This window comes from Arthrobacter sp. 05T420 (genome assembly GCF_056396305.1).
In genome coordinates this window covers 1-26,522 of sequence record NZ_JBFTLG010000019.1, presented here as the reverse complement: position 1 = coordinate 26,522, position 26,522 = coordinate 1, and the positions used below count along the sequence as shown (strand labels likewise).

At 67.0% G+C, this 26,522-nt stretch carries 22 protein-coding genes and 1 tRNA gene; 10 read left to right on the top strand and 13 right to left on the bottom strand.

The features are described 5' to 3' along the window. Positions 1–166 precede the first annotated feature (166 nt). Positions 167–1,063 (top strand): glycosyltransferase, encoded by an 897-nt coding sequence (locus AC1DEM_RS17665; RefSeq protein ID WP_476885604.1) that lies wholly within the window; start codon positions 167–169, stop codon positions 1,061–1,063. Positions 1,064–1,096: 33 nt separating this feature from the next. On the opposite strand, the gene AC1DEM_RS17660 is transcribed toward AC1DEM_RS17665, so the two are convergent. From AC1DEM_RS17660 to argS, 10 genes are all read right to left on the bottom strand, one after another. Continuing rightward, entirely contained in the window at positions 1,097–1,864 is a 768-nt protein-coding gene (locus tag AC1DEM_RS17660) for a WecB/TagA/CpsF family glycosyltransferase (RefSeq protein ID WP_476885603.1), read from the bottom strand. Next, positions 1,861–2,646, bottom strand: coding sequence for an L-threonylcarbamoyladenylate synthase (locus tag AC1DEM_RS17655; protein ID WP_476885602.1), 786 nt, complete (start codon positions 2,644–2,646; stop codon positions 1,861–1,863). The genes AC1DEM_RS17660 and AC1DEM_RS17655 overlap by 4 nt, the downstream gene beginning before the upstream one ends. Continuing rightward, positions 2,643–3,593: a peptide chain release factor N(5)-glutamine methyltransferase gene (prmC, locus tag AC1DEM_RS17650; protein WP_476885601.1), complete on the bottom strand. Its 951-nt coding sequence runs from the start codon at positions 3,591–3,593 to the stop codon at positions 2,643–2,645. Before prmC ends, AC1DEM_RS17655 begins: the two co-directional genes overlap by 4 nt. 16 nt (positions 3,594–3,609) lie before the next feature. Next, positions 3,610–4,683 (bottom strand): peptide chain release factor 1, encoded by a 1,074-nt coding sequence (gene prfA, locus AC1DEM_RS17645; protein WP_277523060.1) that lies wholly within the window; start codon positions 4,681–4,683, stop codon positions 3,610–3,612. A 192-nt stretch (positions 4,684–4,875) separates the two neighbouring features. Further along, positions 4,876–7,059 (bottom strand): transcription termination factor Rho, encoded by a 2,184-nt coding sequence (gene rho / locus AC1DEM_RS17640; RefSeq protein ID WP_476885600.1) that lies wholly within the window; start codon positions 7,057–7,059, stop codon positions 4,876–4,878. Positions 7,060–7,378: 319 nt separating this feature from the next. Then, positions 7,379–8,365 (bottom strand): homoserine kinase, encoded by a 987-nt coding sequence (gene thrB / locus AC1DEM_RS17635; protein ID WP_476885599.1) that lies wholly within the window; start codon positions 8,363–8,365, stop codon positions 7,379–7,381. A gap of 2 nt (positions 8,366–8,367) precedes the next feature. Next, entirely contained in the window at positions 8,368–9,474 is a 1,107-nt protein-coding gene (gene thrC / locus AC1DEM_RS17630) for a threonine synthase (protein ID WP_028276075.1), read from the bottom strand. Beyond that, positions 9,475–10,791, bottom strand: a complete 1,317-nt coding sequence (locus AC1DEM_RS17625) for a homoserine dehydrogenase (RefSeq protein ID WP_476885598.1) — start codon at positions 10,789–10,791, stop codon at positions 9,475–9,477. It lies immediately after the preceding gene. Beyond that, positions 10,792–12,279, bottom strand: coding sequence for a diaminopimelate decarboxylase (gene lysA, locus AC1DEM_RS17620; RefSeq protein WP_476885597.1), 1,488 nt, complete (start codon positions 12,277–12,279; stop codon positions 10,792–10,794). Between the two features lie 5 nt (positions 12,280–12,284). After that, positions 12,285–13,934, bottom strand: a complete 1,650-nt coding sequence (gene argS / locus AC1DEM_RS17615) for an arginine--tRNA ligase (protein ID WP_476885596.1) — start codon at positions 13,932–13,934, stop codon at positions 12,285–12,287. A 197-nt stretch (positions 13,935–14,131) separates the two neighbouring features. Here argS and AC1DEM_RS17610 point away from each other — a divergent pair, with 197 nt between their 5' ends. From AC1DEM_RS17610 to AC1DEM_RS17585, 6 genes are all read left to right on the top strand, one after another. Beyond that, positions 14,132–14,575 carry an FMN-binding protein gene (locus AC1DEM_RS17610; protein WP_476885595.1) on the top strand — a complete coding sequence of 148 codons (444 nt, stop codon included), beginning with the start codon at positions 14,132–14,134 and terminating at the stop codon, positions 14,573–14,575. Between the two features lie 21 nt (positions 14,576–14,596). After that, positions 14,597–15,469: an FAD:protein FMN transferase gene (locus AC1DEM_RS17605; RefSeq protein ID WP_476885594.1), complete on the top strand. Its 873-nt coding sequence runs from the start codon at positions 14,597–14,599 to the stop codon at positions 15,467–15,469. Next, on the top strand, positions 15,466–17,073 hold the full coding sequence (locus tag AC1DEM_RS17600; RefSeq protein ID WP_476885593.1) for a ferredoxin--NADP reductase: 1,608 nt from the start codon (positions 15,466–15,468) through the stop codon (positions 17,071–17,073). The genes AC1DEM_RS17605 and AC1DEM_RS17600 overlap by 4 nt, the downstream gene beginning before the upstream one ends. A 147-nt stretch (positions 17,074–17,220) precedes the next feature. After that, positions 17,221–17,293: transfer RNA gene (locus AC1DEM_RS17595), tRNA-Arg, on the top strand. A gap of 192 nt (positions 17,294–17,485) precedes the next feature. Further along, entirely contained in the window at positions 17,486–18,559 is a 1,074-nt protein-coding gene (locus tag AC1DEM_RS17590) for a M4 family metallopeptidase (protein ID WP_476885592.1), read from the top strand. A 61-nt stretch (positions 18,560–18,620) separates the two neighbouring features. Continuing rightward, complete coding sequence (locus AC1DEM_RS17585; RefSeq protein WP_476885591.1) at positions 18,621–18,914, top strand: protealysin inhibitor emfourin; 294 nt, start codon at positions 18,621–18,623, stop codon at positions 18,912–18,914. Between the two features lie 36 nt (positions 18,915–18,950). On the opposite strand, the gene AC1DEM_RS17580 is transcribed toward AC1DEM_RS17585, so the two are convergent. Continuing rightward, positions 18,951–19,916 (bottom strand): GlxA family transcriptional regulator, encoded by a 966-nt coding sequence (locus AC1DEM_RS17580; protein WP_476885590.1) that lies wholly within the window; start codon positions 19,914–19,916, stop codon positions 18,951–18,953. Positions 19,917–20,008: 92 nt separating this feature from the next. Between AC1DEM_RS17580 and AC1DEM_RS17575 the strand changes: the two genes are divergently transcribed. Together AC1DEM_RS17575 and hrpA are read left to right on the top strand one after the other, a co-directional pair. Further along, positions 20,009–20,176 (top strand): hypothetical protein, encoded by a 168-nt coding sequence (locus tag AC1DEM_RS17575; RefSeq protein WP_377985543.1) that lies wholly within the window; start codon positions 20,009–20,011, stop codon positions 20,174–20,176. A gap of 192 nt (positions 20,177–20,368) precedes the next feature. Then, positions 20,369–24,409: an ATP-dependent RNA helicase HrpA gene (hrpA, locus tag AC1DEM_RS17570; RefSeq protein WP_476885589.1), complete on the top strand. Its 4,041-nt coding sequence runs from the start codon at positions 20,369–20,371 to the stop codon at positions 24,407–24,409. 55 nt (positions 24,410–24,464) lie between these two features. Here the strand turns inward: hrpA and AC1DEM_RS17565 are convergent, their stop codons facing one another. Together AC1DEM_RS17565 and AC1DEM_RS17560 are read right to left on the bottom strand one after the other, a co-directional pair. Then, positions 24,465–24,893 (bottom strand): HIT family protein, encoded by a 429-nt coding sequence (locus tag AC1DEM_RS17565; protein ID WP_476885588.1) that lies wholly within the window; start codon positions 24,891–24,893, stop codon positions 24,465–24,467. Further along, positions 24,890–26,080 carry an NAD(P)-dependent alcohol dehydrogenase gene (locus AC1DEM_RS17560; protein ID WP_476885587.1) on the bottom strand — a complete coding sequence of 397 codons (1,191 nt, stop codon included), beginning with the start codon at positions 26,078–26,080 and terminating at the stop codon, positions 24,890–24,892. The genes AC1DEM_RS17565 and AC1DEM_RS17560 overlap by 4 nt, the downstream gene beginning before the upstream one ends. 195 nt (positions 26,081–26,275) lie before the next feature. On the opposite strand from AC1DEM_RS17560, the gene AC1DEM_RS17555 reads away from it, so the two are divergent. Next, on the top strand, positions 26,276–26,522 hold a 247-nt coding region (locus tag AC1DEM_RS17555; protein WP_476885586.1), incomplete at its 3' end, for a hypothetical protein.

Below are 26,522 nucleotides of genomic sequence, written 5' to 3'. Positions count from 1 at the left end.
AACTTCTCCGTCGCCGTGCTCAGGGCAGGCAGTGCGTAGTGCCTGACAGGGCTGTATTACAGTGGACTCTAGTCAAGATACTAATGCCAACGGCCACCTGTCTTCGCGTCACACGGCCCTCTGCCGGCGGGAAATTCACTGACGGTCGTGCTGAAAGGACCCCGCGATGATCCCCTCGGTTGCAGTCGCTGCCGTGACGTTTGACCGTCCCCGGGAGCTGGCGGTCCTGATGGACGCCATCAACAACCAGACCGCTCCGGTGCAGTCCATTTGCCTCGTCGACAGCGGCACCGTGCCATCGAAAGATGTTGCCGAGCGGCACGCCAACGTGGACTATGTCCGGTCCGAGGCGAACCTCGGCGGCGCCGGCGGTTTCTCGCTGGCCATCCTCAAGGCCGTGGCCAGCGGGGCTGACTGGATCTGGATGATGGATGACGACGCCGAGCCGTCCGATCCCGAATGCCTTGCCACGCTGCTGCGCGAGGCGCAGGAACGCGGCCTGGACGCTGTGGTCCCGCTCGTGGTGGCCCCGGGCCATCCCGACCAGCTGTCCTTTTTCTTCCGGCTCAACGGCAAGGTCACGCATGAGCGTGCGGAGGTGGAAAAGGTCGGGTTCCTGCCGGACAACGGACACTTCTTCAACGGCGCCCTGATCCGCTCCGATGTCTTCTTCAAGGTCGGCCTGCCTGACATGCGCCTGTTCATCCGCGGCGACGAGGTGGACTTCACGCTGAGGCTCAGGAAAGCCGGGATCAAGTTCGGGACGGTCACCACCGCTGCCATCACGCATCCGCACGCCTTTGCCGAAACCAAGCACGTCTTCGGCGCGCGGTGGCACGTGATCGTTCCGGATTCCGCCTTCAAGCGCTACTTCTACTACCGGAACCGCGGCTACATGATCCGCCGGCATTTCCGGGTGAAGTCGTTCATCGCGGATGTGGGCGGCTACCTCGGCTACTTCCTGCGCAGTGGCGACTTCCGCGGGCTCGCTCACTGGTTCCGCGCCTTTTCCGCCGGACTTCGCGGCAAGGGCTTCGGTCCGCTGGAGGACCAGAAGTTCTAACCGTCCGGGCCGCAGGCATCAGGGTTGCCGGCCCTAGGGCTGCCGGCGCAGCCGGCGGCGGAGCAGCAGCCCCAGCAGCACCCATGGCTCGCCGAACACCCGGTAGGCCACCCGCTGCGGGTGGAGCATGAGCCGCCAGGCCCACTCGAGTCCGAGCCGCCCGATCCAGCGCGGCGCCAACTTCTGCACCCCGGCAATCTGTTCGATGGCGCCGCCAACGGCGCAGTAGATGGCCGGCGGGAGCACGGCAAGCCGGCGCGCCAAGACCTGTTCCTGCAGCGGCATCCCGAGGCCCAGGAGCACAAGCTGCGGGCGCAACCGGTTAAGCCATTCGACCGCGGCAACCTCAACGTCCTCGTTCCAGCCTTCGCCGGGCATGCCGTCAACCCGCGCCCCGGGGACGATCTCCCGAAGCCTGGCCACGGCACCTGCGTTGGCCACGGCACCCGCGCCGATGACCGCGATACGCTCCAGGCTGGCCACATTACCCAGTGCGGGAATCCAGTCGGTCGACCCCAGCCGGTAGTCCATCACAGGTGCCCGGCCGTCATCCTCTTCGCCGGTCTTGGCCCAGAGCCAGAGCACCGGCGCGCCGTCGATCAGCACCACGTCGCTGCGCTCGTAGAAGGACCGGAAGGCCGGATCGGAGTGCAGCAGCGTCACGCTGTGCAGGTTGTGCCCCACCATGATCCGGGTCCGGCCCTCGGCCACGTACTTGCTGAGGACCGCTGTCAGCTCGGAGACCGTCACGGGGGTCGCATCGACGTCGAGGAAGGGGACGGGCTGGCGCTCCAGCGTCATGCGGTGCCGGGCTCAGGCGCAGGCGCAGCGGGCCCAGGCGCAGCGTCGCCGTCCGGAGCAGCATCCACGGGCTCAGACACAGCGACGCCGTCCGGAGCAGCATCCACGGCGTCCGGGGCGTTGCCGTCGACATCCAGCAAGCCGGGAACCACGGCGCGCAGGCGCTCGAGGCTGATGGCCCCCTGCCGGACGACGCGCAACGGCAGGGCCGTGGCGTCGACAATGGTCGAAGCGAGTGCCTCGGCACCCTCGGCGGGCCGGTGTCCGCCCTCCAGGTAGACCTCCACGGATTCCGCCAGCTGGGCCTCGGCGTCGGCGGCGGTCTGGGCGGCAGCATGCCCGGTACGGTTCGCGGAGGACACAGCGAGGGGCCCGGTGAGCGTCAGCAAGTCCTGGGCGATCTCGTCCGCCGGGATCCGCAGTGCCACGGTCCCCTTGGTCTCGCCGAGGTCCCAGTCCAGTGACGGCTGGGCGTGCAGGATCAGGGTCAGGCCGCCGGGCCAGAACGCCTCGGCCAGCCGCCGCGCCTCTGCCGGGACATCCGTGGCGAGGCCATCGAGGGCGTTCAGCCTAGGGATCAGCACAGGCGGGGGCATCTTCCGGCTCCGGCCCTTGGAAGCGAGCAGGAGGGTAACCGCGAGGGGTGAAAAGGCGTCGGCGGCAATGCCGTAAACGGTGTCCGTAGGGAAGACCACGCACTTGCTCTCCCGGATGGCCCGTTGGGCATGTTCAAGTCCTGCGGCGCGCTGCTCAGCTGCCGTGCAATCGTAGCTAGTCGTCACTGGCCCATTCTTTCATCACTTGTGACACGATTTTCGAAGGCGTCAGGGCTGGCTGTGTCCGTCCTGACAATGTCAGGATCTGACTGTGTCAGCACAGCGCTGGTGGCACGATCCTTGCCATTGAGGTCGCGGTGCGTGGTCACCTCGGAGAACACACCGGTGCGGTTGAGCATCGCGGCGATCCATTCCGACTGGACTTCGGCGTGCTCCATCACGAAGTAGCCGCCCGGAACCAGCAGCCGGGCAGCTGAGGCAGCCGCCGCCGTCGGAAGTTCCATCCCGTCCGCTCCCCCGCCGTAGAGCGCCTCGGGCGGGTCGTGCAGCGCCACTTCGGGTTCGTTCGGGATCGCTTCGGCCGGAATGTAAGGCGGGTTGGAGACGACGACGTCGAAGGTGCCGTTGTGTTCGGCCAGCGCATCGCGCAGGTCGGCGCGGATGAGGTGGACGCCCAGGGGAACCAAGTTTTTCGCCGCCCAGGCGTGCGCGAATTCGCTGTACTCCACCGCATGGACTTCCGCGCCGGGAACCTCGTGCGCGATCGAGCCCGCGATCGCGCCGGATCCGGTGCCCAGGTCCACCACTTTGGGGTGCGCCAACCCGTCCCTGCCCTTGAGCCAGTCAAGCACCAGCTGCACCACGGATTCGGTTTCCGGCCGCGGGATAAAAACGCCGGGACCGACGGCGAGTTCGAGGTAGCGGAAGTGCGCCACGCCCGTGATGTGCTGCAGCGGGATCCGCTGCGCCCGCTCCGCAACGAGATCGGCATAGCCCTCCGGCGCCGGCGAGTCGCCGAGCATCAGCGCGCGCAACCGGCCGAGCCCGACGCCAAGCAGGTGCTCGGCCAGGAGCTCGGCGTCCACGCGCGGGCTGGGCACGCCGGCCGCCGCGAGAACCGCTGTCGCCTCACTGACGGCGTCCGCCAGGCTCGGACCATCGCCTGCTGTCATCACAAGTGACCCGTACCTATTCGCCGATGGCGTCGAGCCGGGACTGCTCGTCCAATTCGATGGCCGACTGGATCACCGGTTCCAGGTCGCCGTTCATGACCTGGTCCAGGTTGTAGGCCTTGTAGCCGGTGCGGTGGTCCGCGATCCGGTTTTCCGGGTAGTTGTAGGTGCGGATGCGCTCGGAGCGGTCCATGGTGCGGATCTGCGACTTGCGCTGCGCCGAGTTTTCGGCGTCGATCAGCTCCTGCTGGTGTGCCAGGATGCGGGCACGCAGCACACGCATGCCGGCCTCACGGTTCTGCAGCTGCGACTTCTCGTTCTGCATGGCGACGACGATCCCCGTGGGCAAGTGGGTGATACGAACAGCGGAGTCGGTGGTGTTGACCGACTGCCCGCCGGGACCTGAGGAGCGGTAAACGTCGATCTTGAGATCGTTCTGGTTGATCTCCAGTTCCTCGGGCTCGTCCACCTCGGGCAGGACCAGCACGCCGGCGGCCGAAGTGTGGATGCGGCCCTGGGATTCGGTGACGGGGACACGCTGAACCCGGTGCACGCCGCCCTCGAACTTGAGGCGGGCGTACACACCCTCGGCCGGATCGTTCGAGTTGCCCTTGACGGCCATCTGGACGTCCTTGTAGCCGCCAAGGTCCGATTCCGTCGCGGAGATGATCTCGGTCTTCCAGCCCCGGGATTCCGCGTACCGGCTGTACATCCGCAGGAGGTCCGCGGCGAACAGGGCAGCCTCGTCGCCGCCTTCGCCGCCCTTGACCTCAAGGATCACGTTGCGGGCATCGTCCGGGTCGCGCGGGATCAGCAGCCGGCGCAGCTTTGCCGCCGCCGTCTCCAGCGCAGCCTCCAGCTCGGGTACCTCCGCCGCGAATTCGGGGTCCTCGTCCGCCATTTCCTTGGCAGCCGCCAGGTCATCGCTGATGGCTTCCCAGCGGTGGTAGGCCTCCACAATGCCGTTCAGCTGTGCAGAACGCCGCCCCAACTTACGGGCCAGCCGCTGGTCAGCATAAACAGCAGGATCCCCCAGCTGCGCCTGGATAGAGTCGTGCTCATCCAACAGGCCCTGTACGGACTCAAACATTTTCAAACCTCTTTCGACTCTCTCAAGTCTAGTTACTGCAACGCGGGGTCACTTACCGCCCATCCCGACGGCCCCGATGGGCGCTATGTGACCCCGCGTTGCTTTTGAAGCGGAGGGACCGGTTAACGCAACAACCGCCCGGGAAGCTGGCGGCCCGGGAAGGGCCGCCAACTTTCGGGCGGTTACGCGTCGCTACTTGTCGTTATCGGACTTCGCACCAAGCGTCGTCTTCTGGACCTGCATGAGGAACTCGACGTTGCTCTGGGTCTCCCGGATCTTGTTGGTCAGCAGCTCAAGGCTCTGCTGCGTTTCGAGTCCGGACAGGACGCGGCGCAGCTTCCACATGATCTTGACTTCCTCGGGGGAAAGCAGGTTCTCTTCGCGGCGGGTACCGGACGCGTTGACGTCCACTGCCGGGAAGATGCGCTTGTCCGCGAGCTGGCGGGACAGGCGCAGTTCCATGTTGCCAGTGCCCTTGAACTCTTCGAAGATGACCTCGTCCATCTTGGAACCGGTCTCGACGAGCGCGGTGGCCAGGATGGTCAGCGAGCCGCCGTTTTCGATGTTGCGGGCTGCACCGAAGAAGCGCTTCGGCGGGTACAGCGCGGCGGAGTCCACACCACCGGACAGGATGCGGCCGGAAGCCGGTGCTGCCAGGTTGTAGGCGCGGCCCAGACGGGTCATGGAGTCCAGGAGCACCACCACGTCCATGCCCATTTCCACGAGGCGCTTGGCGCGTTCGATGGAGAGCTCGGCCACGGTGGTGTGATCATCGGCGGGACGGTCGAAGGTGGAGGCAATGACCTCACCCTTGACGGTGCGCTGCATGTCCGTGACTTCTTCGGGGCGTTCGTCAACCAGCACCATCATGAGGTGGACCTCAGGATTGTTGGTGGTGATGGCGTTGGCGATGGACTGCAGGATGAGCGTCTTGCCGGCCTTCGGCGGCGAAACGATCAGGCCGCGCTGGCCCTTGCCGATCGGGGCCACGAGGTCGATCACGCGGGGACCGATCTTCTTCGGGTCCGTCTCGAGGCGCAGGCGCTCGGAGGGGTACAGCGGGACGAGCTTCGCGAACTCGACGCGGTCCTTGAGCTCTTCCGGCGTCTTGCCGTTCACCGAGGTGACACGGACCAGGGCGTTGAACTTCTGGCGGGCGGACTGCTGGCTGCGGTCCTCGCCTTCGCGGGGTGCACGGATGGCACCGACGCAGGCGTCGCCCTTGCGCAGGTTGTACTTCTTGACCTGGGCGAGCGAGACGTAAACGTCGTTCGGGCCCGGCAGGTAGCCGGAGGTGCGGATGAACGCGTAGTTCTCCAGCACATCGAGGATACCGGCGACCGGCAGGAGGACATCATCCTCGGTAACCTCGACGTCGTCGACGTCCGGTCCCTGCTGACGCCCGCGGCGGCGGTCGTTGCGGTCGCGGAAGCGGTCGTTGCGCGAGGAGCTGTCGCGGCTGTCCTGCTGGCCCTGGCGGTCACCGCGGTCGTTGCGGTCACGCCGGTTGCGGCGGTTCCGGCGGCTTCCGCCGTCAGAATCATCAGTGTCGCGGGTGTTCTCGCGGCTGCCGGCGGTTTCGTCGCGGCCGCCACGGGTGCGGGAGTCGCGGCGCTGGCCGTCTTCGCTGGGCTCGGCCTGGCGCTGTTCACGCTGTTCAGTGCGCTGCTCACGCTGTTCGCGCTGTTCAGTGCGCTGCTCACGCTGTTCGCGCTGTTCAGTGCGCTGCTCACGCTGCTCAGTGCGCTGCTCGGTGGCAGGCTGTTCAGCCTGGACCTCGACGGCGTTCTGGCCAGCGGCTTCGGTGCCCTGGGCTGCGGCTTCGCCGCGGCGGCGGTTACGGGTGCGCGGCTGCCGCGTGCGGTCACCGGATTCCGTACCGGCGGCGGCAGAGCCGGATTCCGCAGTCGCGGATTCCCGGGCGCCGGAGTCGGTGGAAACTGCGGGGGCTTCAACCGCGGCGGCGGGTGCCTCAGCGGCGGGAGCCGTGACGACGCCATCGCTGCCTGCACGGCGGCTGCGGCCACGGCGGGCGCGGGGGCTTTCCTGGGCCACGTTTTCGCTGGCCACGGCATCGTCGGCGGCGGGCGCAGCTGCCGGGGCAGCTGCGCGGGCAACAGTGCCGTTCTCGCTCGCCTTTTCGGCAGCGCGGGCCGGAGCCTTGCTTACCGGGGTGCCTGCGCGGTGGGCGGAAATGGCCGTGACCAGATCACCCTTGCGCATGCGGGAACCGCCGGAGATGCCCAGCTGGCTGGCGAGGGCCTGGAGCTGGGCGAGCTTGAGGCCTGCAAGGCCGCTGCTCTTGGCGGGTGCTGCCGTTGATTCGGCAGCAGAAGATGTATCCACAGCCGGAGACAGCTCAGTGGTTTCGGTCACGAAGGATCCTTCCCCCTCGACGGCGTCCAGGCTAAGAGCTGGACGCGGTGATTTGATCTGGGCTGCAGTTCAGATCTGCAGCCGGGATTTCGGCCTTGCCGGATGGATTTCGGCCAGCAGGGCCGGATACTGCTTCACCATGCACGATCCGAAAATGAGGAACGGCGGGCTGAGTTTCAGGGGGCAGAACAATTCTGCTGATTCCTGCGTCAGACCGAAAGCAGGTGGCACCGGAAAATATTGCGCAGTGAAAGATGAGAGAGGCTACGTGGCCAACATCGCGGTCTTACAACGGTTACTAAATTTACCGCCTGCGTATTTACCGCCGGTGCACTTCCACTTTAGCACCTTCAACGTCCACGGCCAGCTTCATCACGCGCCAGCCTACTTCCGGCGTGTTGCCCGCGGTGTGGGCGCCGATGAAGTCCACCACCTCGCGGGCTTCCGCCTCTCCGTTGGCCAGCACCAGCACGGTGGGGCCGGCACCGGATACGACGGCGGCGTGCCCTGCCCGGCGCAGCGCGCCGATCAGCTCGGCGCTGGGCCGCATGGCCTGGGCGCGGTAGCTCTGGTGCAGGTAGTCCTCGGTGCCGGGCAGCAGGAATTCCGGGGCGGCGGTCAGGGCATGGATCAGCAGGGCCGCGCGCCCGGAATTCATGGCCGCGGCATGGTGGCCTACCGATGCCGGCAACAGTGCCCGGGCGGCTTCCGTGGAGAGTTCGTAGTCCGGCACGGCAACCACTGGGATCACCGAGGCGGCCACGGACGCGCAGGTGCTGCTGTACTGGTCACTGTCCTGCCATGACAGCGCCAGTCCGCCGAAAATGGCGGGTGCCACGTTGTCCGGGTGGCCTTCCAATTCGCTCGTGAGCTGCAGGATCCAGTCCCGGCCCCGCCGCGAGGCCGGCGGAACCAAGGCATTCGCGGCGCTGACGGCCGCCACCACGGCCGACGCCGACGAACCCAGGCCCCGCCCGTGCGGGTTGACGTTGTCCGCCGTGATCCGCAGGCCTTCGTGCCGGAATCCGAGGCGGTGCAGTGCCTCGGTGAGGGCCCTGACCACCAGGTGCGTCGCATCGCGGGGCAGGGACTCGGCCCCCTCGCCGGTGAGCTCGAATTCAAGTTCACCGCTGGCCAGGGTTTCGACGGTGAGCGTGTCATGCAGCGTGAGCGCCAGGCCGAGGCTGTCGTACCCGGGGCCCAGGTTGGCGCTGGTGGCAGGCACGCGCACGGTGACCAGCTGGCCCGCCGGAACGGCCGGCGAACCGGCAGCTGATTCGGCCGGGACGGTGAGGGTTGTTTCCAACGTTATTTTTCTTCCAGTCCCAGTGCTGCGGCGACCGTGACGACGTCGTTGGAAACCTTGACCGGCTGCACGTCGCTGCCGTCCTCGGTGCGCAGGGCCCATTGCGGGTCCTTGAGGCCATGACCGGTCACGGTGATCACGATCGTCTTGCCGGCCGGGACTTCCCCGGCCGCGTGCTTTTTGATCAGTCCGGCGACGCCGGCAGCGGAGCCGGGCTCCACGAAGACGCCTTCCCGTGCGGAGAGCCAGCGGTGTGCGGACAGAATTTCCTCGTCCGTGACGGCCTCGATGACGCCGCCGGATTCATCCCGGGCCGCCACGGCGGTGTCCCAGGAGGCGGGGTTGCCGATCCGGATGGCGGTGGCAATGGTGTCGGGCTCGGTGATGGGGTGGCCTGCCACGAAGGGCGCCGCCCCTGCGGCCTGGAAGCCCCACATGACAGGGGTCTTGGTGGACACGGCAGGCAGCGACCCGGCGGTGGGCGATTCAAATGCCGCGGCGTACTCCTTGTAGCCCTTCCAGTACGCGCTGATGTTGCCGGCGTTGCCCACCGGAAGCACGTGGAAATCGGGGGCGTCGCCGAGTGAATCCACCACTTCGAAGGCACCCGTCTTCTGCCCTTCGATCCGGGCAGGGTTGACGGAGTTGACCAGGAACACCGGGTAGGACTCGCCGAGCTTGCGGGCGATGTCGAGGCAGTCGTCGAAGTTGCCGTCCACCTGGAGCAGGGTGGCTCCGTGCGCGACTGCCTGGCTCAGCTTTCCCATGGAGATCTTGCCCTCGGGAACCAGCACAGCACACTGCAGCCCGGCCGCCGTCGCGTAGGCCGCCGCGGAAGCAGACGTGTTGCCGGTGGAGGCGCAGACCACGGCCTTGGCGCCGGCGGCCACCGCCGCCGTCATGGCCATGGTCATGCCGCGGTCCTTGAAGGAACCTGTCGGGTTCATGCCTTCGACCTTGAGGTACACGGTGCTGCCGGTCAGCTCGGAGAGGTGGCGGGCGTGCACGAGCGGGGTGCCGCCCTCGCCCAGGCTAATGACCTTGGTGGCTTCCGTGACAGGAAGACGATCAGCGTATTCGCGGATGACACCGCGCCATTGGTGAGCCACTTAGACTCCTTCTACCCGGAGTACGGATGTGACGGAATTGATGACGTCCAGGCGCCTGACGGCCTCGACGGTTGCTGCAAGTGCGGCCTCGCGTGCACGGTGTGTCACGATCCGCAGTTCGGCCGACTCCACGTTGGAGTCGGCGTCGCGGTGGATGGTCTGCCGCATGATTTCAATGGACACGCCGTGCTCCGCAAAGAGCTGCGCGATCCGCGCCAGGACGCCGGGCTGGTCCGCGACGTCGAGTCCGATGTAGTAGCTCGTGACGGCCGCGTCGATGGGCAGCGGGGGCACGTGTCCCGTGGTGGTTTCGGTCCGGCCGGGGCCGCCGAGCACAATGCGCCGGGCCGCGGACACGAGGTCGCCCAGCACGGCGGACGCCGTCGGGGTGCCGCCGGCGCCCTGGCCGTAGAACATGAGCTCGCCGGCGTTCTCGGCTTCGATGAAGACGGCGTTGAACGCACCGCGGACGGCAGCGAGGGGGTGTTCGCGCGGCAGCAGCGTGGGGTGGACGCGGACCGAGACGCCGGTTTTGCCGTCCTCGTCATCGAGTTTCTCGGCAATCGCGAGCAGCTTGATGACAAAGCCGGCTTCTTTGGCGGCGGCGATGTCCGCCGCGGTGACCGACGTGATGCCCTCGCAGGAGACGTTTTCCAGGGCGAACCGCGTGTGGAAGGACAGCGACGCAAGGATCGCGGCCTTGGCTGCGGCGTCGTAGCCTTCGATGTCCGCAGTGGGGTCCGCTTCCGCATAGCCCAGGCGCTGGGCCTCGGCCAGCGCATCGGCGAACTGCGCGCCGGTGGAGTCCATCTGGTCGAGGATGAAGTTGGTGGTGCCGTTGACAATCCCGAGCACCCGGGTGATCCGGTCGCCGGAAAGGCTGTCGCGGATGGGCCGCAGGATGGGGATGGCGCCGGCCACGGCCGCCTCGTAGGAGAGCTGCACCCCGGCCTTGTCCGCTTCCTCGTACAGCGTGGGACCGTCCTGGGCCAGAAGCGCCTTGTTGCCGCTGACAACACAGGCTCCGTGGCGCATGGCAGTCAGGATCAGGGTCCGGGCCGGCTCAATCCCGCCCATGAGCTCGATGACGACGTCGGCGTCCTTGACGAGGACTTCGGCGTCAGTGGTGAACAGCTCCTGCGGCAGTTCGACGTCGCGCTCGGCATCGAGGTTGCGCACCGCGATGCCCTGCAGCTCCAGCCGGGCGCCAGTGCGCGCGGCGAGGGCCTCGGCGTCGTCAATGAGAATCCGCGCAACCTGGGCCCCAACGTTGCCACAGCCCAGCAGGGCCACTTTCAGGGTTCGCAATTCAGACATTCAGACTCCCATGTCGCGGTTGAGCAAATCTTCTTCGGTTTCCCCGCGGACAATGAGCCGGGCAGATCCGTCGCTGACAGCGATTACGCCCGGCCGGGCCAGATAGTTGTAGTTGCTTGACAGGGCCCAGCAGTAGGCGCCGGTACCCGGTACAGCAAGCAGATCACCGGCTGCCACGTCCTCGGGCAGATATACATCTCTAACAACTATGTCGCCGCTCTCGCAATGTTTGCCCACCACTCGGGACAGCTGCGGCGCCGCATCGGAGCTCCGCGAGGCGAGAATCGCCGAATAATCCGCGTCGTACAGCACCGGCCGGGGGTTGTCGCTCATCCCGCCGTCCACCGACACATACCGGCGCGGATACGTAACGTCCCCGCCGGGATTCCCGCTGGTGGATGCCCCAGCCGTGGACCCGGCGGCCGGGGAATCCACGCGGACGGTCTTGAGGGTGCCGACCTCATACAGCGTGAAGGTGGTGCTTCCGACGATCGCGCGGCCGGGTTCGATCGAAATCCGGGGGGCGGCAATGTCCAGGGCAGCGCACTTGGAACGGACGACGGCGGCCATCGCCTGCGCGATCTCGGCAGCCGGGCGCGGGGTGTCAACGGGGGTGTAGGCGATGCCGTAGCCGCCGCCGAGGTCAAGTTCGGGCAGCACGATGGAGTACTTCGACTGCATCGCTGCCAGGAAGTCCAGCAGCCGCTCCGCGGCGAGGGCGAAGCCGTCCGGTTCGAAGATCTGGGAGCCGATGTGGCAGTGCAGGCCCAGCAGTTCGATGCTCGCGTGCCCCGTGGCCGCGGCCACGGCTTCCTCTGCGGCGGACAGCCCGGCCTGGTCCGTGGAGTCCCCGGCCATGGAGAGCCCGAATTTCTGGTCCTCGTGGGCGGTGGCGATGAATTCGTGGGTGTGGGCGTGCACGCCGGGGGTCAGCCGCAGCATGACTCTGGCGGTGTCACCGCGGTTGGCGGCGATCGCCGCGACGCGTTCGAGCTCGTCGAGGCTGTCCACCACGATCCGGCCCAGCTGCATGTCCAGGGCCCGGTGGATTTCGCCGTCGGACTTGTTGTTTCCATGCAGGGCGACGTCGGCGCCGGGGATGCCGGCGCGGAAGGCGACGGCGAGCTCGCCGCCGGAAGCCGTGTCCAGGCGCAGCCCCTCCTCCTCGACCCAGCGGACCACAGAGGTGCACAGGAAGGACTTGCCGGCATAGTAGACGTCCACTCCCCCGCAAATATCGGCGAAGGCGTCGTTGAACGCGTCGCTGAATGCCCGGGCCCGGGCCCGGAAGTCGGTCTCGCTCAGCACGAACAGCGGTGTGCCGTACTGGCGCTGCAGCTCGCTGACCGTCAGCCCCTCGATGGTGAGCTCGCCGGCGTCGTTCCGTGTGACACCGCCCGCCCACAGCGGTTCGTGGAGGGCGTTGAGGTCGGCAGGGACCTCGAGCCAGTCCGGCGCGAGCGGTGACTGTCCTGATGTTGACGTCATGGCGGTTACATCCGTTCCGGCGCCGAGACGCCCAGCAGTTCCAGACCGTTGGCCAGCACCTGGCTGGTGGCGTCGTTAAGCCACAGCCTGGTGCGGTTGGTGTCCGTGATGGGTTCCTCGCCCAGGGGCGCCACGCGGCAGGCGTCGTACCAGCGGTGGTAGGCGCCGGCAATGACTTCGAGGTGGCGGGCCACGCGGTGCGGCTCGCGCAACTCGGCGGCCTTGGCCACGATCGAGGGATAGCTGCCCAGGTGCGAGAGCAGCTCGTTTTCGGTGGGATGTTCCAGCAGTGCGGCGTTGAAGGAGCTGCGCTCCACGCCTGCGGCCACTGCATTGCGGGCGGCACCGCGGGAGCGGGCGTGGGCGTACTGGACGTAGAACACCGGGTTTTCGTTGCTGTGCTTCTTCAACAGGTCCGGGTCCAGCGTCAGCGGCGAATCGGCCGGGAACCGGGCGAGCGAGTACCGGACGGCGTCCTTGCCGAGCCAGGAGATGAGGTCCTTGAGCTCGATGATGTTGCCGGCGCGCTTGGACAGCTTGGCGCCGTTAACGGAGACCAGCTGGCCGATCAGGACCTCGATGTTTACCTCGGGGTCATCGCCCGCGGCGGCCGCGATGGCCTTGAGCCGGTTGATGTAGCCGTGGTGGTCGGCGCCGAGGAGGTAGATCTTCTCGGTGTAGCCGCGGTCCTTCTTGGACAGGTAGTAGGCGGCGTCGGCGGCGAAGTACGTCGGCTCACCGTTTGCGCGGACCATCACGCGGTCCTTGTCGTCGCCGAAGTCGGTGGTGCGCAGCCAGACCGCGCCGCCGTCGTCGAAGACGTGGCCCTGTTCGCGCAGGCGGGCGACGGCGTCTTCGATCGCGCCGGCGTCGTGGAGCTCCTGTTCGGAGAAGTAGACATCAAAGTCGACGCCGAACTCGGCCAGCGTCTGCTTGATGTCGTGCATCTGCGCCTTGTACGCGGCGCCCCGGATCACCGGCAGGGCCGCCACTTCGGTGAGTTCGCGGATGTCCGGGTGCTCGGTGAGCACCTCGTGGCCGAGGTCCGCGATGTACTGGCCCGGGTAGCCGCCCTGGGGCACGTCCCGGCCGTGCAGCCGGGCGAACACGGAGTTCGCGAAGACGTTCATCTGGGAACCGGCGTCGTTGATGTAGTACTCGGCGGTGACGTCGGCACCTGAGGCCCGGAGGACGCGGGCGATCGCGTCGCCGAGGGCGGCCCAGCGGGTGTGGCCGATGTGCAGCGGGCCTGTGGGGTTGGCCGAGACGAACTCCATGTTGACCACGTGGCCGGCGAGCGCGGTGTTGGTGCCGTAGGTGGCACCTGCCTCAACGATCGCCTTGGCGAGGGTACCGGCGGCAGCAGCGTCCACGGTGATGTTCAGGAAGCCGGGGCCGGCGATGTCCACCGCGGACACGCCGGCGATCGTTTTGAGCCGGGCGCCCAGGACGGACGCGAACTCCCGCGGATTGGTGCCTGCCTTCTTGGCCAGCTGGAGGGCGACGTTGGTGGCCCAGTCCCCGTGGTCCCTGTTCTTCGGGCGCTCCACACGCACCTCATCCGGGATGTCGGCCGCTGAAAGGGCGATGTCACCGGCCGAGACAGCGTCCTTCAGGCAGGCGGAAATGGCGAGGGAGAGTTCTTCTGGGGTCACACTTCTAGCCTACCGGTGGGCCCGTGTGTGGTGGAATCTGGCGCCTGGCATGACGGCTGGGGTCAGGCTCCGGGAAAACCCAAGGTGGTCAATGCCTGCCACCAAGGCTGAACCGTTACCCTGAAATCGACGTCTGCAACCCTGAAATGCCTGCACATTGTTCGCTGTCCGAGTCCCCGCAAAGAATCGAGTCCCGCATGAATACCGCCTTCCGCAAGAGCGTCCTCGTCGGCATTGCCGGCCTCTCCGTCGCCGGAACTGCGGCCGGCTGCGCCCCGTCTGCGCAAGCACCGGCCGCCCAGGGCGCGCCCCCGGCGTCGGAGTCAGCTGCCAGCACCGGTTCCTACAAGGACGGCACATTCAGTGCCGACGGGAACTACAAGTCGCCCAACGGCACCGAGACCGTCGGCGTGGAGCTGACGTTGGCCAGCGGTGCCGTGTCCGACGTGAAGATCACGCAGCACCCGTCGAATCCGAACACCCGCAAATTCCAGGGTGAATTCGCCAGCGGCATCCAGGCCCAGGTGGTCGGCAAGAAGCTCGACGAAATCAACGTTTCCAAAGTGGCGGGATCCTCGCTGACCAGCGGCGGCTTCAACCAGGCCGTGGCGGATATCAAGACACAGGCCCAGGCCCAATAGGCCGGCAGGGACAGAGGAATCGTGCCGCATCCGGGCTGGACGCACTTCAGATTTGACGGGATCGGGACCCGGTGGGAGATTTCCACGCCGTCCCCGCTCTCCGACGAACACCGCCGTGGATTGCTCGCCACGGTGGAGAGGTACGACGCCGCGTGGTCCCGGTTCCGGCCCGACTCGCTCATTGCGGACGCTGCCCGCTCGGTTGGCCGCTTTGAGCTGCCCGCCGAATCAGCCGCCCTGGCCCAGCTGTACGGCACGCTGTACCGGCTCACCGGGGGTGCCATGACCCCGCTCATTGGCGGCAGCCTCGAGCGCCTGGGCTACGACGCTGATTACACCCTGCGCCCGGGCGGTGCGCCGCTTCCAGCTCCGCGCTGGGAGGAAGTGCTGGACTGGCAGGGCACCGCGCTGACAACCACGGCTCCGGTGGTAATCGACGTCGGCGCGGCCGGCAAGGGACAGCTGGCCGATCTGCTTTCCGCCCAACTCCGGGATGTCGGCTGCGCCGAACACTTCATCGACGCCAGCGGGGACCTGCTGAATCCGGGACCGGACCCGGTGGCGGTTGCCCTGGAGCATCCCTACGATCCCACCCGGGCCATCGGCACCGTCCAGCTGGGGGCCGGTGCCCTCTGCGCTTCCGCTGCCAACCGGCGGGCCTGGGGTGACGGGTTCCATCATGTCCTCGACGGCACCACGGGAGCGCCGGTGCGCAGCGTGGTCGCCAGCTGGGCCATGGCCGGGTCCGCTATGGTGGCCGATGCGCTCGCCACCGCATTGTTCTTTGTCGACGGTCCGCGGCTGGAGCAGGAGTTCAGTTTCGCTTGGCTCACGGCCTACTCGGACGGGCACGCGGAATATTCAGCCGATTTTGAAGGGGTCCTGTTCTCATGACTGTCATCACCACCACCGCCCTCGGCTCGAGGCTGGACACCGCCCTGGGCCGGCTCACCATGTACCGGTTGGTGCTGTGGGTCCTGGCCGTTTTGGCCGGCTACAGCCTGCTGCTCAACGTGCTGGGCTGGCTGACGTTCGGACTGCCGGAAATGCTGGCCCACCTTGCCTTGTGCCTTGGCCTGACGTACGCCTCCAGCCAGGGCCTCGCCGCGCTGTTCCACGTGCGGCCGCACACGGAATCCTCGCTCATCACCGGCCTGCTGCTGTACTTCCTTTTCTGGCCCAGCCAGCTGACCCAAGGACTCCAGGTGGCGGAAATCGCCGGCGTCGCCCTGGCCTGCGTGCTGGCCTCGGCCTCGAAGTATGCGCTGGCCTGGCGCGGCCGCCACATCTTCAATCCGGCCGCGGCGGGCGCCTTCCTGGCCGGGCTGACCGGGCTCAACATTGCCACCTGGTGGGCGGCCACGCCGGCGATGCTCTGGCTGGTGCTGCCGGGGGTACTGCTGGTGCTCTACCGGACCGGGAAGTTCGCTATGGCAGCCGTCTACACCGTGGTGGCCGTGTCCATTGTGGCCGCGGACCTGCTCCAGGCCGGACTGGAACTTCCCGAGGCGCTGTGGCAGACCTTCGCGCAGCGCCCGGTGCTGTTCTTTGTAGGGTTCATGCTCACTGAACCTCTCACCTTGCCGCCGCGGCGCTGGCAGCAACTGGCGCTGGCCGCCGTCGTCGGGGTGCTGTTCGCGGTCCCCTACAACCTGGGCTTCGTGGCCAACTCCCCCGAGCTGGCGCTGCTCGTGGGCAACGTGCTCGCCTTCGCCGTTGGGCAGCGCGGCGGGGTCCGGCTCCAGTTCGTCGCCAGCCGCCCGCTGACGCCGACGACGACGGAATTCAGCTTCCGTCCGGAGCGGCCGGTGCGCTTCATTCCCGGACAGTCCCTGGAGCTGCATCTGCCGCCGGACACGGCACGCGGGAACCGCACCCGCAAGGGTGACGGGAAGGGAATCCGGCGCGTGTTCAGCCTGACCAGCGCGCCCGGCGCTCCCCTGCTGAGAATCGGGGTGGGGACGGCAGAGCCGGTGTCATCAGCCAAGCGTTCGCTCCTGGCCCTTGCCCCGGGAGACGAAATCAGCTCCACCACGATCAACGGCGACTTCCTCCTGCCCCGTAACCCGGCCACCCCCGTTCTGCTCATCGCGGCCGGGATCGGCATCACCCCCTACATGGCCCAACTGGCCGCGGCGCCGGCCGGAAGCTCGGCCGCGGATTCCGCGGGGGCCTCTGCCGGGGACCGCGACCTTCACCGCGATGTTGTCCTGCTGTACCTGGCAAAGAATGCCGCCGAACTGGGCTACGCCGAGGAGCTGCAGCGCTCCGGTGCGCGCATCCTGGCCCGGCTTGCCGACGGATCGGCGCCGCCGGACTTCATGGAGGACGCCGGCTCACGAAGGATTGACGCGGAGGCCCTCAGGGAGCTGGTGCCGGACATCGGCGGCCGGGAGGTCTTCGTCTCCGGCTCACCCGCCAGCGTGCGTTCACTGCGGACCGCGGCACGGGGCGCGGGTGCCCGCCGGATCCATGCGGATTCCTTCACCGGCTACTGAGCGGGCGGGCCACTTCGCGGGACCGCCGTGCTGTTAAGGCGCGTTTGACCCCCACTTGAGTCCACAAATGAGTGCCGATTTTCCATTGGAGGCCACCTTCCTGCTAAGCTCTAGGACGTCCCGCTGGTAACGGCAGGAACCCTGGATGCCCTCGTAGCTCAGGGGATAGAGCGTCTGCCTCCGGAGCAGAAGGTCGTTGGTTCGATTCCAATCGAGGGCACAAAATATCGGCATCACCGGGAAAACCCCGCTGTCTCAGTGAGACGGCGGGGTTTTTTGTGCAGTGAATCCCGACGAAAGAACGCGGAAACCCAGCGGCTTTACCCCCTGCCGATTGTCGGTGCCCCCTCGTAGGCTGTGTTCATCGGTAGCGGGCTACCCTGCCCGCTCCGAAGCGTGAAGGGGGTCTCACATGTTCGTTCCAACTCCGTACTGCTCCATCGTTCCGCCGTATTTACTCCGCCGGTTGGCCGCTCAGCAAAAGCCGGAACTCTCCAAGGCCGCCCGCGCGGCAAAGGAAGCCCTGCAACACGTCCCAAGCTTCCAGGCCTCCCGCGCAGTGCCCGGGCCCGGCAGGCATCCGGGGATACGGGAGCTGAAGCCGTCCGCGCCGGAGCGGACGGTCTATGACGCCAAGTCCGCCGAACAGCTGCCCGGCAGCGTGGTCCGCAAAGAAGGCGAACCGCCCACCGGCGATCCCGCCGCCGATGAGGCCTACGACGGGCTGGGGCACACCCACCGCCTCTACGCGGAAGCCTTCGGACGGAATTCGATCGACGGCAAGGGCCTCCACCTTGATGCGACGGTGCACTACGGCCGCCTGTACGACAACGCGTTCTGGGACGGCCAGCAAATGGTCTTCGGCGACGGTGACGGCCAGGTCTTCGAGCGGTTCACGAAATCCCTGAGCGTGATCGGCCACGAACTCACCCACGGCGTGACCCAGTACTCCGCGGGGCTGGTCTACCGCAACCAGGCCGGTGCCCTGAACGAATCAATATCCGATGTCTTCGGTGCCCTCGTTGAGCAGTATGTCCGGAAGCAGTCGACGGCGGAAGCCAGTTGGCTGATCGGCGAAGGCCTCTTCACGGATCAGGTGCAGGGCGCCGCTTTGCGTTCCATGAAGGCACCCGGCACGGCCTACGACGACGACGTGCTCGGCAAGGACCCTCAGCCGGATTCGATGGACGGCTATGTGCGCACCAGCGCTGACAACGGCGGCGTGCACATCAACTCCGGAATCCCCAACCGCGCCTTCTGCCTGGTTGCCACGGCCCTCGGCGGCAATGCCTGGGACGCGCCGGCACAGATCTGGTACGAGACGTTGACGGGGGGCACGCTCTCCCCCACAGCCACGTTCGGCGCCTTCGCCAAGGCCACAGCTGCCTCCGCCAAGGAGCTTTTTGGGGACGATTCCAAGGAACATGACGCAGTGCGCTCCGCGTGGGAAACTGTGAAAGTAAAGTTCCCGGGGGCCCGACGATAAGCCAAGCCCCCCCGCAAATCGAGTCCATTTGAGGCCCGAGTCCGATGAAGATTCGAGTGCGATGAAAATCACTGTTCAGCGCAGTGGCGGCGTGGCCGGAATGAAGAGGACGTGGACCGTCCAGCCCGAGCCACCGGAGGACACCGACCGGTGGCAGCCACTCATCGAAGCCTGCCCGTGGGACGACGTCGCCGGGATCAGCGGGACAGCCGGCCAGCCGGACCGGTTCATCTACAGCATCCGGGCCGATCAACGCCGCGCGGTCCTGCCGGAGCGCGCGCTGACTGGTCCGTGGCGCGACCTCGTCGAATGCGCCCGGGCGGCGGCGGAGGGGTCGGCCCCAAGCTTTGGCTAGACGTTTCCTATACCGCCTGCCTGTCTGCGGCGCCCATCATGCCGTGGCCAGGTGCCCCCGGAACGTGCGCCGGTAGGACTGGGGGCTGGTGTCCAGCGCCTTGGCAAAGTGGTGCCTCAACAGGACCGAATGCCCGAATCCGGATTCCCTTGCGATTTCGTCGATATTGAGCTCCGTGCTCTCCAGCAGCTCCTGGGCGCGCAGCACCCGCTGGGAATTGAGCCAGGCCGCCGGGGTGGCACCCGTTTCCGCGCGGAAGCGCCGTGCGAACGTCCGCGGCGACATATGGACGCGGGCCGCCAGTTCGTTGACCGCGTGTTCCTCGTCCAGGTGCCGGACCATCCACTGCAGCAGCTGCTCCATGGGCTCCGAGCCGCACGTCGGAATGGGCCGGTCGATGTATTGGGCCTGGCCGCCGTCCCGGTGCGGCGGGACCACCATGTCCCGGGCGATGGCGGCGGCCACCTTGGCGCCGAACTCAACGCGGACCAGGTGCAGGCAGGCATCGATCCCTGCGGCGGTGCCGGCACTGGTAATGATCCGGCCGTCTTCGACGTAGAGGACGTTTTCATCCACCAGGACAGCGGGGTACCGGGTGGCCAGTTCCTGGGAGTAGTGCCAGTGCGTGGTGCAGCGGCGGCCATCGAGCAGGCCCGCCCGAGCCAGGGCGAAGGCCCCGGAACAAATGGACATCACCCACGCACCGCGGGCGTGGGCGGCCCGCAGCGCCTCCAGGACGGCTTCGGGAACGTCCTCGTCCCGGCCGTATGGCGCCATCACCACCAGGTCTGCGTCCGCAGTCGCTTCCAGTCCGAGACCAACGTGCATGGAGAGGCCGGATTTGAGCGGGACGTCGCCCGGCTCCGGGGCGCAGACGCGGAAATCGAATGCGGGCACGCCGCTTCCGCGTTCCGAGCGGTCGATGCCGAAGACCTCGAAGGCGGTCGCGAACTCGAAGATCGAGAAGTTGGGAACCACGATCATTGCCACTGATTTGATCATGACTCCATCCTGACAGAACAGTGGCAGAAATTATAGCTTTTTGGGCATTTCTGCCACTTCTTTATGGTCCCGGACCAGAGAACCATGGAGGTATGGAACTCCTCGGAATCGCCCTCATCATCCTGGTTCTTGCCGGCGTCACCGCCACCATCGCCGCCCTCCGCAAGGATGGCCTCGGCCACACCCCGCCCGTCCGCTCGGAAGAATACTGGATGGCCCGGGACCTGCCGAGCATCAACTACACGATGCGGAACATCTAAGTCCGCGCACGTTTTGTCCACCCGCCCATCGGGCCCGGTCATCCAGCCGGGCCCTCAACATGCGCCGGGGCTGAGTGGCGCAGCTGAACAACAGGACAAGACTCCAGAATCACAACCGGACCCGAGAACAGGACTGCACAGCCGCCGTCGCCACACCAGTAGACAGTCCGCCCCAGTAGACTGTCTCCAGCCATGACATTCCATATTTCCTACCCCGCCGAGCTACCGGTTTCCGAGCGCCGCGAAGATCTGATGGCCGCCATCGCGGCCAACCAGGTGACCATCATCGCCGGCGAGACCGGCTCGGGTAAGACAACCCAGATCCCCAAGATGTGCCTGGAGCTCGGCTTGGGCGAGAACGGGCTGATCGGCCACACCCAGCCCCGCCGGCTCGCGGCCCGCACCGTGGCCGAGCGCATCGCGGAGGAACTCGGCGTCGAGATCGGCCAGGAAGTGGGCTTCCAGGTCCGCTTCACCGGCCAGGTCAGCCGGTCCACCAAGGTCAAGCTCATGACCGACGGCATCCTGCTGGCGGAAATCCAGCGGGACAGGCTGCTGCGCAAGTACAACGCCATCATCATCGACGAGGCCCACGAGCGCAGCCTCAACATCGACTTCATCCTCGGGTACCTCAAGCGGATCCTGCCGCAGCGCCCGGACCTGAAGATCATCATCACCTCGGCCACCATCGATCCGGAGCGCTTCGCCAAGCACTTCGGCACCGAGGAGGAGCCCTCCCCCATCATCGAGGTGTCGGGCCGGACATTCCCGGTGGAGATCCGCTACCGCCCGCTCTCCCAGCCCGCCGGCGGCACCGGTCCCGAAGAAGGAGCTGGGGAAGGCGCAGCCTCGGACGACGAACTCGAGGAGGACCGCGACCCGCTCGATGCCGTGTGTGACGCCGTCGACGAACTCGCGCTGGAAGCCCCCGGCGACGTCCTGATTTTCTTCTCCGGCGAGCGCGAAATCCGCGACGCGGCGGAGGCCCTCAACGCCCGCATCCAGTCCAACCGGCGCCTGGCCGGCACCGAGGTCCTTCCCCTCTTCGCCAGGCTGAGCCTGCAGGAGCAGCACAAGGTCTTCCACCCCGGCAGCAAACGCCGGATTGTGCTGGCCACCAACGTCGCCGAAACCTCGCTGACGGTCCCCGGCATCAAGTACGTCATCGACACCGGCACGGCGCGGATCTCGCGCTACTCGCACCGCACCAAGGTCCAGCGCCTGCCGATTGAGCGTGTCTCCCAGGCCTCGGCCAACCAGCGCTCGGGCCGTTGCGGCCGGGTCTCCGACGGCATCGCGATCCGGCTGTACTCCGAGGAGGACTTCGAGTCGCGGCCGCTGTTCACGGACCCGGAGATCCTGCGCACCAACCTCGCGGCAGTCATCCTGCAGATGACCGCCATGGGCGTGGCCCGCGGACCGAAGGATGTGGAGAACTTCCCCTTCGTCGAGCCGCCGGATTCGCGCGCCATCAACGACGGCGTCAGCCTCCTGCGCGAGCTCGGCGCCCTCAGCGCCGCCCGGCCCCAGGAGCCGGCGGACGACGGCGACGGCCGCCGGCCTGCCGGCGCTGCCGCCGGAAGAAACGGCGGCGGGCTCACCGCCGTCGGGCAGCAGCTGGCCCAGCTGCCGGTGGACCCCAGGCTCGGCCGGATGATCGTGGAGTCCGGCAAGCGCGGCTGTGTCCGGGAGGTCATGATCCTGGCCGCGGCGCTGACCATCCAGGACCCGCGCGAGCGCCCAACCGACAAACAACAGCTCGCCGCGGAGAAGCACGCCCGGTTCCGGGACGAGAACTCGGACTTCACCGGCTACCTGAACCTGTGGAACTACCTGCAGGAGAAGCAGCAGGAACTGTCCTCCACGGCGTTCCGCCGGCTCTGCCGCAACGAGTTCATCAACTATCTGCGGGTCCGGGAGTGGCAGGACCTGTTCGCCCAGCTCCGCCAGCTCGCCCGGCCGCTGGGCATCAGCCTGGACAACAAACGGCTCACCGATCCGGTCGGCAACCACGAGGGCATCCACATGAGCCTGCTCTCGGGGCTGCTGAGCCACATCGGCATCCTCGACGAACGCAAGCGCGAATACGTCGGTGCCCGGGGCACCCGCTTCGCGATCTTCCCCGGCTCGGCGCTGTTCAAGAAGTCCCCCACGTTCGTGATGGCCGCCGAGCTGGTCGAGACCAGCCGGCTCTGGGCCAGGGTGGCGGCGAAGTTCGATCCGCTCTGGGCGGAGCAGGTGGCACCGCACCTGGTCAAGCGCAGCTACAGCGAACCACACTGGTCCAAGAAGATGGGCTCGGTGATGGCCCATGAAAAGGTCACGCTCTACGGGGTGCCGATCATTCCCAGCCGGCGGGTCAACTACGGACGGGTGGATCCCGAGCTGTCCCGGGAGCTGTTTATCCGGCACGCCCTGGTCGAGGGCGACTGGCAAACCCACCACAAGTTCTTCCACCGCAACCGTGCCCTGCTCCAGGAAGTCGAGGAGCTCGAGGCGCGGATGCGCCGCCGCGACATCCTGGTCGACGACGAGACCCTCTTCGAGTTCTACGACGCCCGGATCGGCGCGGACGTCGTATCAGAGCGGCACTTCGACAAGTGGTGGAAGGACGCGCGGCAGCAGGATCCCACGCTGCTCGACTTCGACCAGTCCCTGCTGATCAGCGAGGACGCCGCGGCACTGGACGACTCGGCCTACCCCAAGACCCTGCTGCACAAGGGCTTCGAGCTGCCGCTGAGCTACGAGTTCCACCCCGTGGCTCCCGGTTCACCGCCGAATCCTTCGGACGGGGTGACCGCCGAGGTCCCCGTGCTGTTCCTGAACCAGCTGGACGACGCCGCGTTCCGCTGGCTGATTCCCGGGCAGCGGGTGGAACTGGTGACAGCGCTCATCAAATCTCTGCCCAAGCAGATCCGCAAGAACTTCGTTCCCGCCCCTGATGTGGCCCGTCAGGCAGTCGCGGCGCTGGAAGCGGACTTCGATCCCGCCACGGACGAGCTCGAACCGTCGCTGGAACTGGTGCTGCGCCGGATCCGCGGACAGGTCATCCCGCCAGGGTCCTGGAACTGGGACGCCGTACCTGCGCATTTGCGGGTCAGCTTCCGGGTGGTGGATTCCCGCGGCAAGTTGCTTGATGAGGGCAAGGACCTCACCGCGCTGCAGGGGCGGCTGGCCCCGGCAACCCGCCGTGCCATCGCGGAATCCCTCGGCGCCACACCGGGCACCACGGCACCGGCCAAAGGGAAGTCCGGCCTGAAGGGGCAGGACACAGGAAATGGAAAAGACGCCCGGACCTCACATGCCGGCACGTCGCCGTCGGCCGCCCTGGCGGCTGCCACAGCCGCGGCCCCGGGCGGGTTCACGGAAAAGTCCGGGCTCACGGACTGGACCTTCGGAACCGTTCAGCGCCAGGTCCAGGGCATCGTTGGCGGTCACACCGTCACCGGCTACCCGGCCCTGGTGGACGAGGGAAAGTCCGTGGCGCTGCGGCTGTTCCAGACGCCGTCGGAACAGCAGGAAGCCATGCGCGGCGGTGTCATCAGGCTCCTGGCCCTGAAAGTGCCGCCGCCGGACCGTTACGTCCTGGAGCACTTGAACAACACCGAGAAGCTGACGTTCAGCCAGAACCCGCACGGTTCCGTGACGGCGCTCATCGCTGACTGTGCCCTGGCCGCCATCGACAAGCTCACCCCGGCCGCACTGCCGTGGGACGAGGCATCGTTCAAGGCGCTGTACGAGAACGTCCGGGCGGAGCTGATCGACACCGTCTTCACGGTCACCGCCGTCGTCGAACGCATCCTGGCCAGCACCCGCCGGATCGAAAAGCAGCTCAAGGCCACCACCAGCCTGGCGCTGATCAGCGCGCTCAACGACGTCAAGATCCAGCTCGAACAGCTGGTGTATCCGGGGTTCGTGGCACGCACGGGCTACGCCCAGCTCAGCCAGCTGCCCCGCTACCTCACGGCGATCGAAAAACGCCTCGAGAAGCTTCCGGGCAACGTCCAGCGGGACGCCCAGCACATGGCCGCTGTCCAGGCCCTCGAAGACGACTACGACGACGCCGTTTCCGCGCTGCTGCCCGGGCGGCGGGCCGGTGCGGAGTTAACCCACGTGCGCTGGATGATCGAGGAACTGCGGGTGAGCCTCTTCGCCGTCGAACTCGGGACCGCCTATTCGGTGTCCGAGAAGCGCATCCGGGCGGCGCTTAACAAAGTACTGGCGCCGGCGTAGACCCTTTGGGGAATGCTGCGCCGGCGCCAGTACTTGGCGACGTGATTGCTTGCTTCTAGGCCTTCGGAACGTGCTCCGCGTGGCCGGCCGTGCGGAGGCCCTCGCGGAGCTTCTCCGCGTTGGCGTCCAGCCTGGCCGGATCCGGGTGGTGGTCCGCCGAGCCGAAATCAAAATCCGCCATCGAGTTGGAGGGCCATACGTGCACGTGCATGTGGTTGATTTCGTAGCCGGCCACGATCAGCCCTGCCCGGGCGGCGTCGAACACGTCCACCTGGACTGCACCGATCTTGCGGGCAACCTCCATGACCCGGCTCAGCACCTCCGGCGAGGCGTCCGTCCAGCGGTCCACTTCCTCGGTGGGCACCACCAGGGTGTGTCCGTCGGCCAGCGGGCCCATGGTCAGGAACGCCACCACGTCGTCCTCGCGCCAGACAAAGCGGCCCGGGATCTCGCCGTTGATGATTTTGGTGAAGAGAGTGCTCATGCGTCCGCCTTTTCTGCCGGGGACCCCAGGGTACTGACGTCCAGGACAAAACGGTACTTCACGTCGCCCGCCACCATGCGGTCGTAGGCTTCGTTGAGCTGGTCTGCCCCGACCACCTCGACGTCGGACACCACGCCGTGCTCGGCGCAGAAGTCCAGCATCTCCTGGGTCTCGGCGATGCCGCCAATCAGCGAACCCGCGTAGGCGATCCGGCGCCGGATCAGCGCCCCGGGGTTGACGGGCGGCATCGGATCGGCGGGCAGGCCCAGCTGGAACAGCGCGCCGTCCAGGCGCAGCGTGCGGAAGAAGGGGTTGAGGTCGTGCGGCGCGGCGACGGTGTCGATGATGACGTCGATGCTGCGGTTCGCGGCTTCCATGGCGGCGGGGTCGGTGGAGAGGATGACGTCGTCGGCACCCAGCTCGCGGGCCGCGGCGAACTTGCTCTCCGACGTCGTGAAGACCTTCACCTCGGCGCCCATGGCCTTGGCAATCTTGACGGCCATATGGCCGAGGCCGCCCAGTCCGACGACGCCGACGACGTCGCCTTCCTCGACCTCGAAGTGTTTCAGGGGCGAATACGTGGTGATGCCTGCGCACAGCAGGGGCGCGACGGCGGCGGGGTCCAGGATTTCCGGAACCCGCAGGACATAGTTGCGGTCCACCACGATGGACGTGGCGTACCCGCCCTGGGTGATGGCGCCGTCGTTGCGCGCATCCTTGGCCCCGTAGGTTCCCACCAGAGCGTTTTCGCAATACTGCTCGAGGCCGTCCAGGCAGCTGTCGCATTCGCGGCAGGAATCCACCATGCAGCCCACGCCAACGCGTTCACCGATCGTGAAGTCGTCGACGTCGGCACCGAGCCGGGAGACCCGGCCGACAATCTCGTGGCCCGGGATCAACGGGTACGTGTCGCCGCCCCATTCACCCCGGGTGGCGTGGACGTCCGAGTGGCAGAGTCCGCAGAATTCGATGGCGATCTCGACGTCGTCCGCCTTCGGTGCCCGGCGGGAGACGGTCAAGGAAACAAGGCCGCTATCCGGCGCGGTGGCACCGTATGCGGCGGCCAGGGTGGGGCCGGCGGTCTGCGCGGCGCTGCCCGCGGCGGTGCTCGCTGCCGTGCTCGCGTCGCTGTCCGGATCCGGCAGCGGCTTGGCAAGGGGCGGGGGTACGGGACGTCCAGGTGTCATACGTTGACGCTACCCCCGGTTCTGGCAGGTATTCCACTTTTGGTGCGGCTTGCCGCACTGCTGGGCCAGAATCGATGCGGGGATTCCGGTGTCACAGTGGGTTGCCGCTACCGCTGACATGGCCGCCCACAAGGCCTTTTTCCTCCACCTCTGGTTGTGCCTTTTAATGTCAGACCCCCGGAGTTAAGTTCAACTATGGACGGCAACCAGGGGCCCGACGTGGCTCCATCAGCAGCAGGGCGGGCTGGCAATGAATTCCGGGACCTGCTCGCGTTCTGCGCCCGCACGCTCCAGGACTTTCGTCAGGCCGAGGATCGAGCCGGAATCATCGAACAGTACCGGCAGCTCGACGAGTTGAAGTCTGCGATCGACACCTTGCTGATGCTCCTTCGGCTCGACGTTATCTTGGGCAGCGTTCCGGGAGTTACGGCCGAACCCGGAA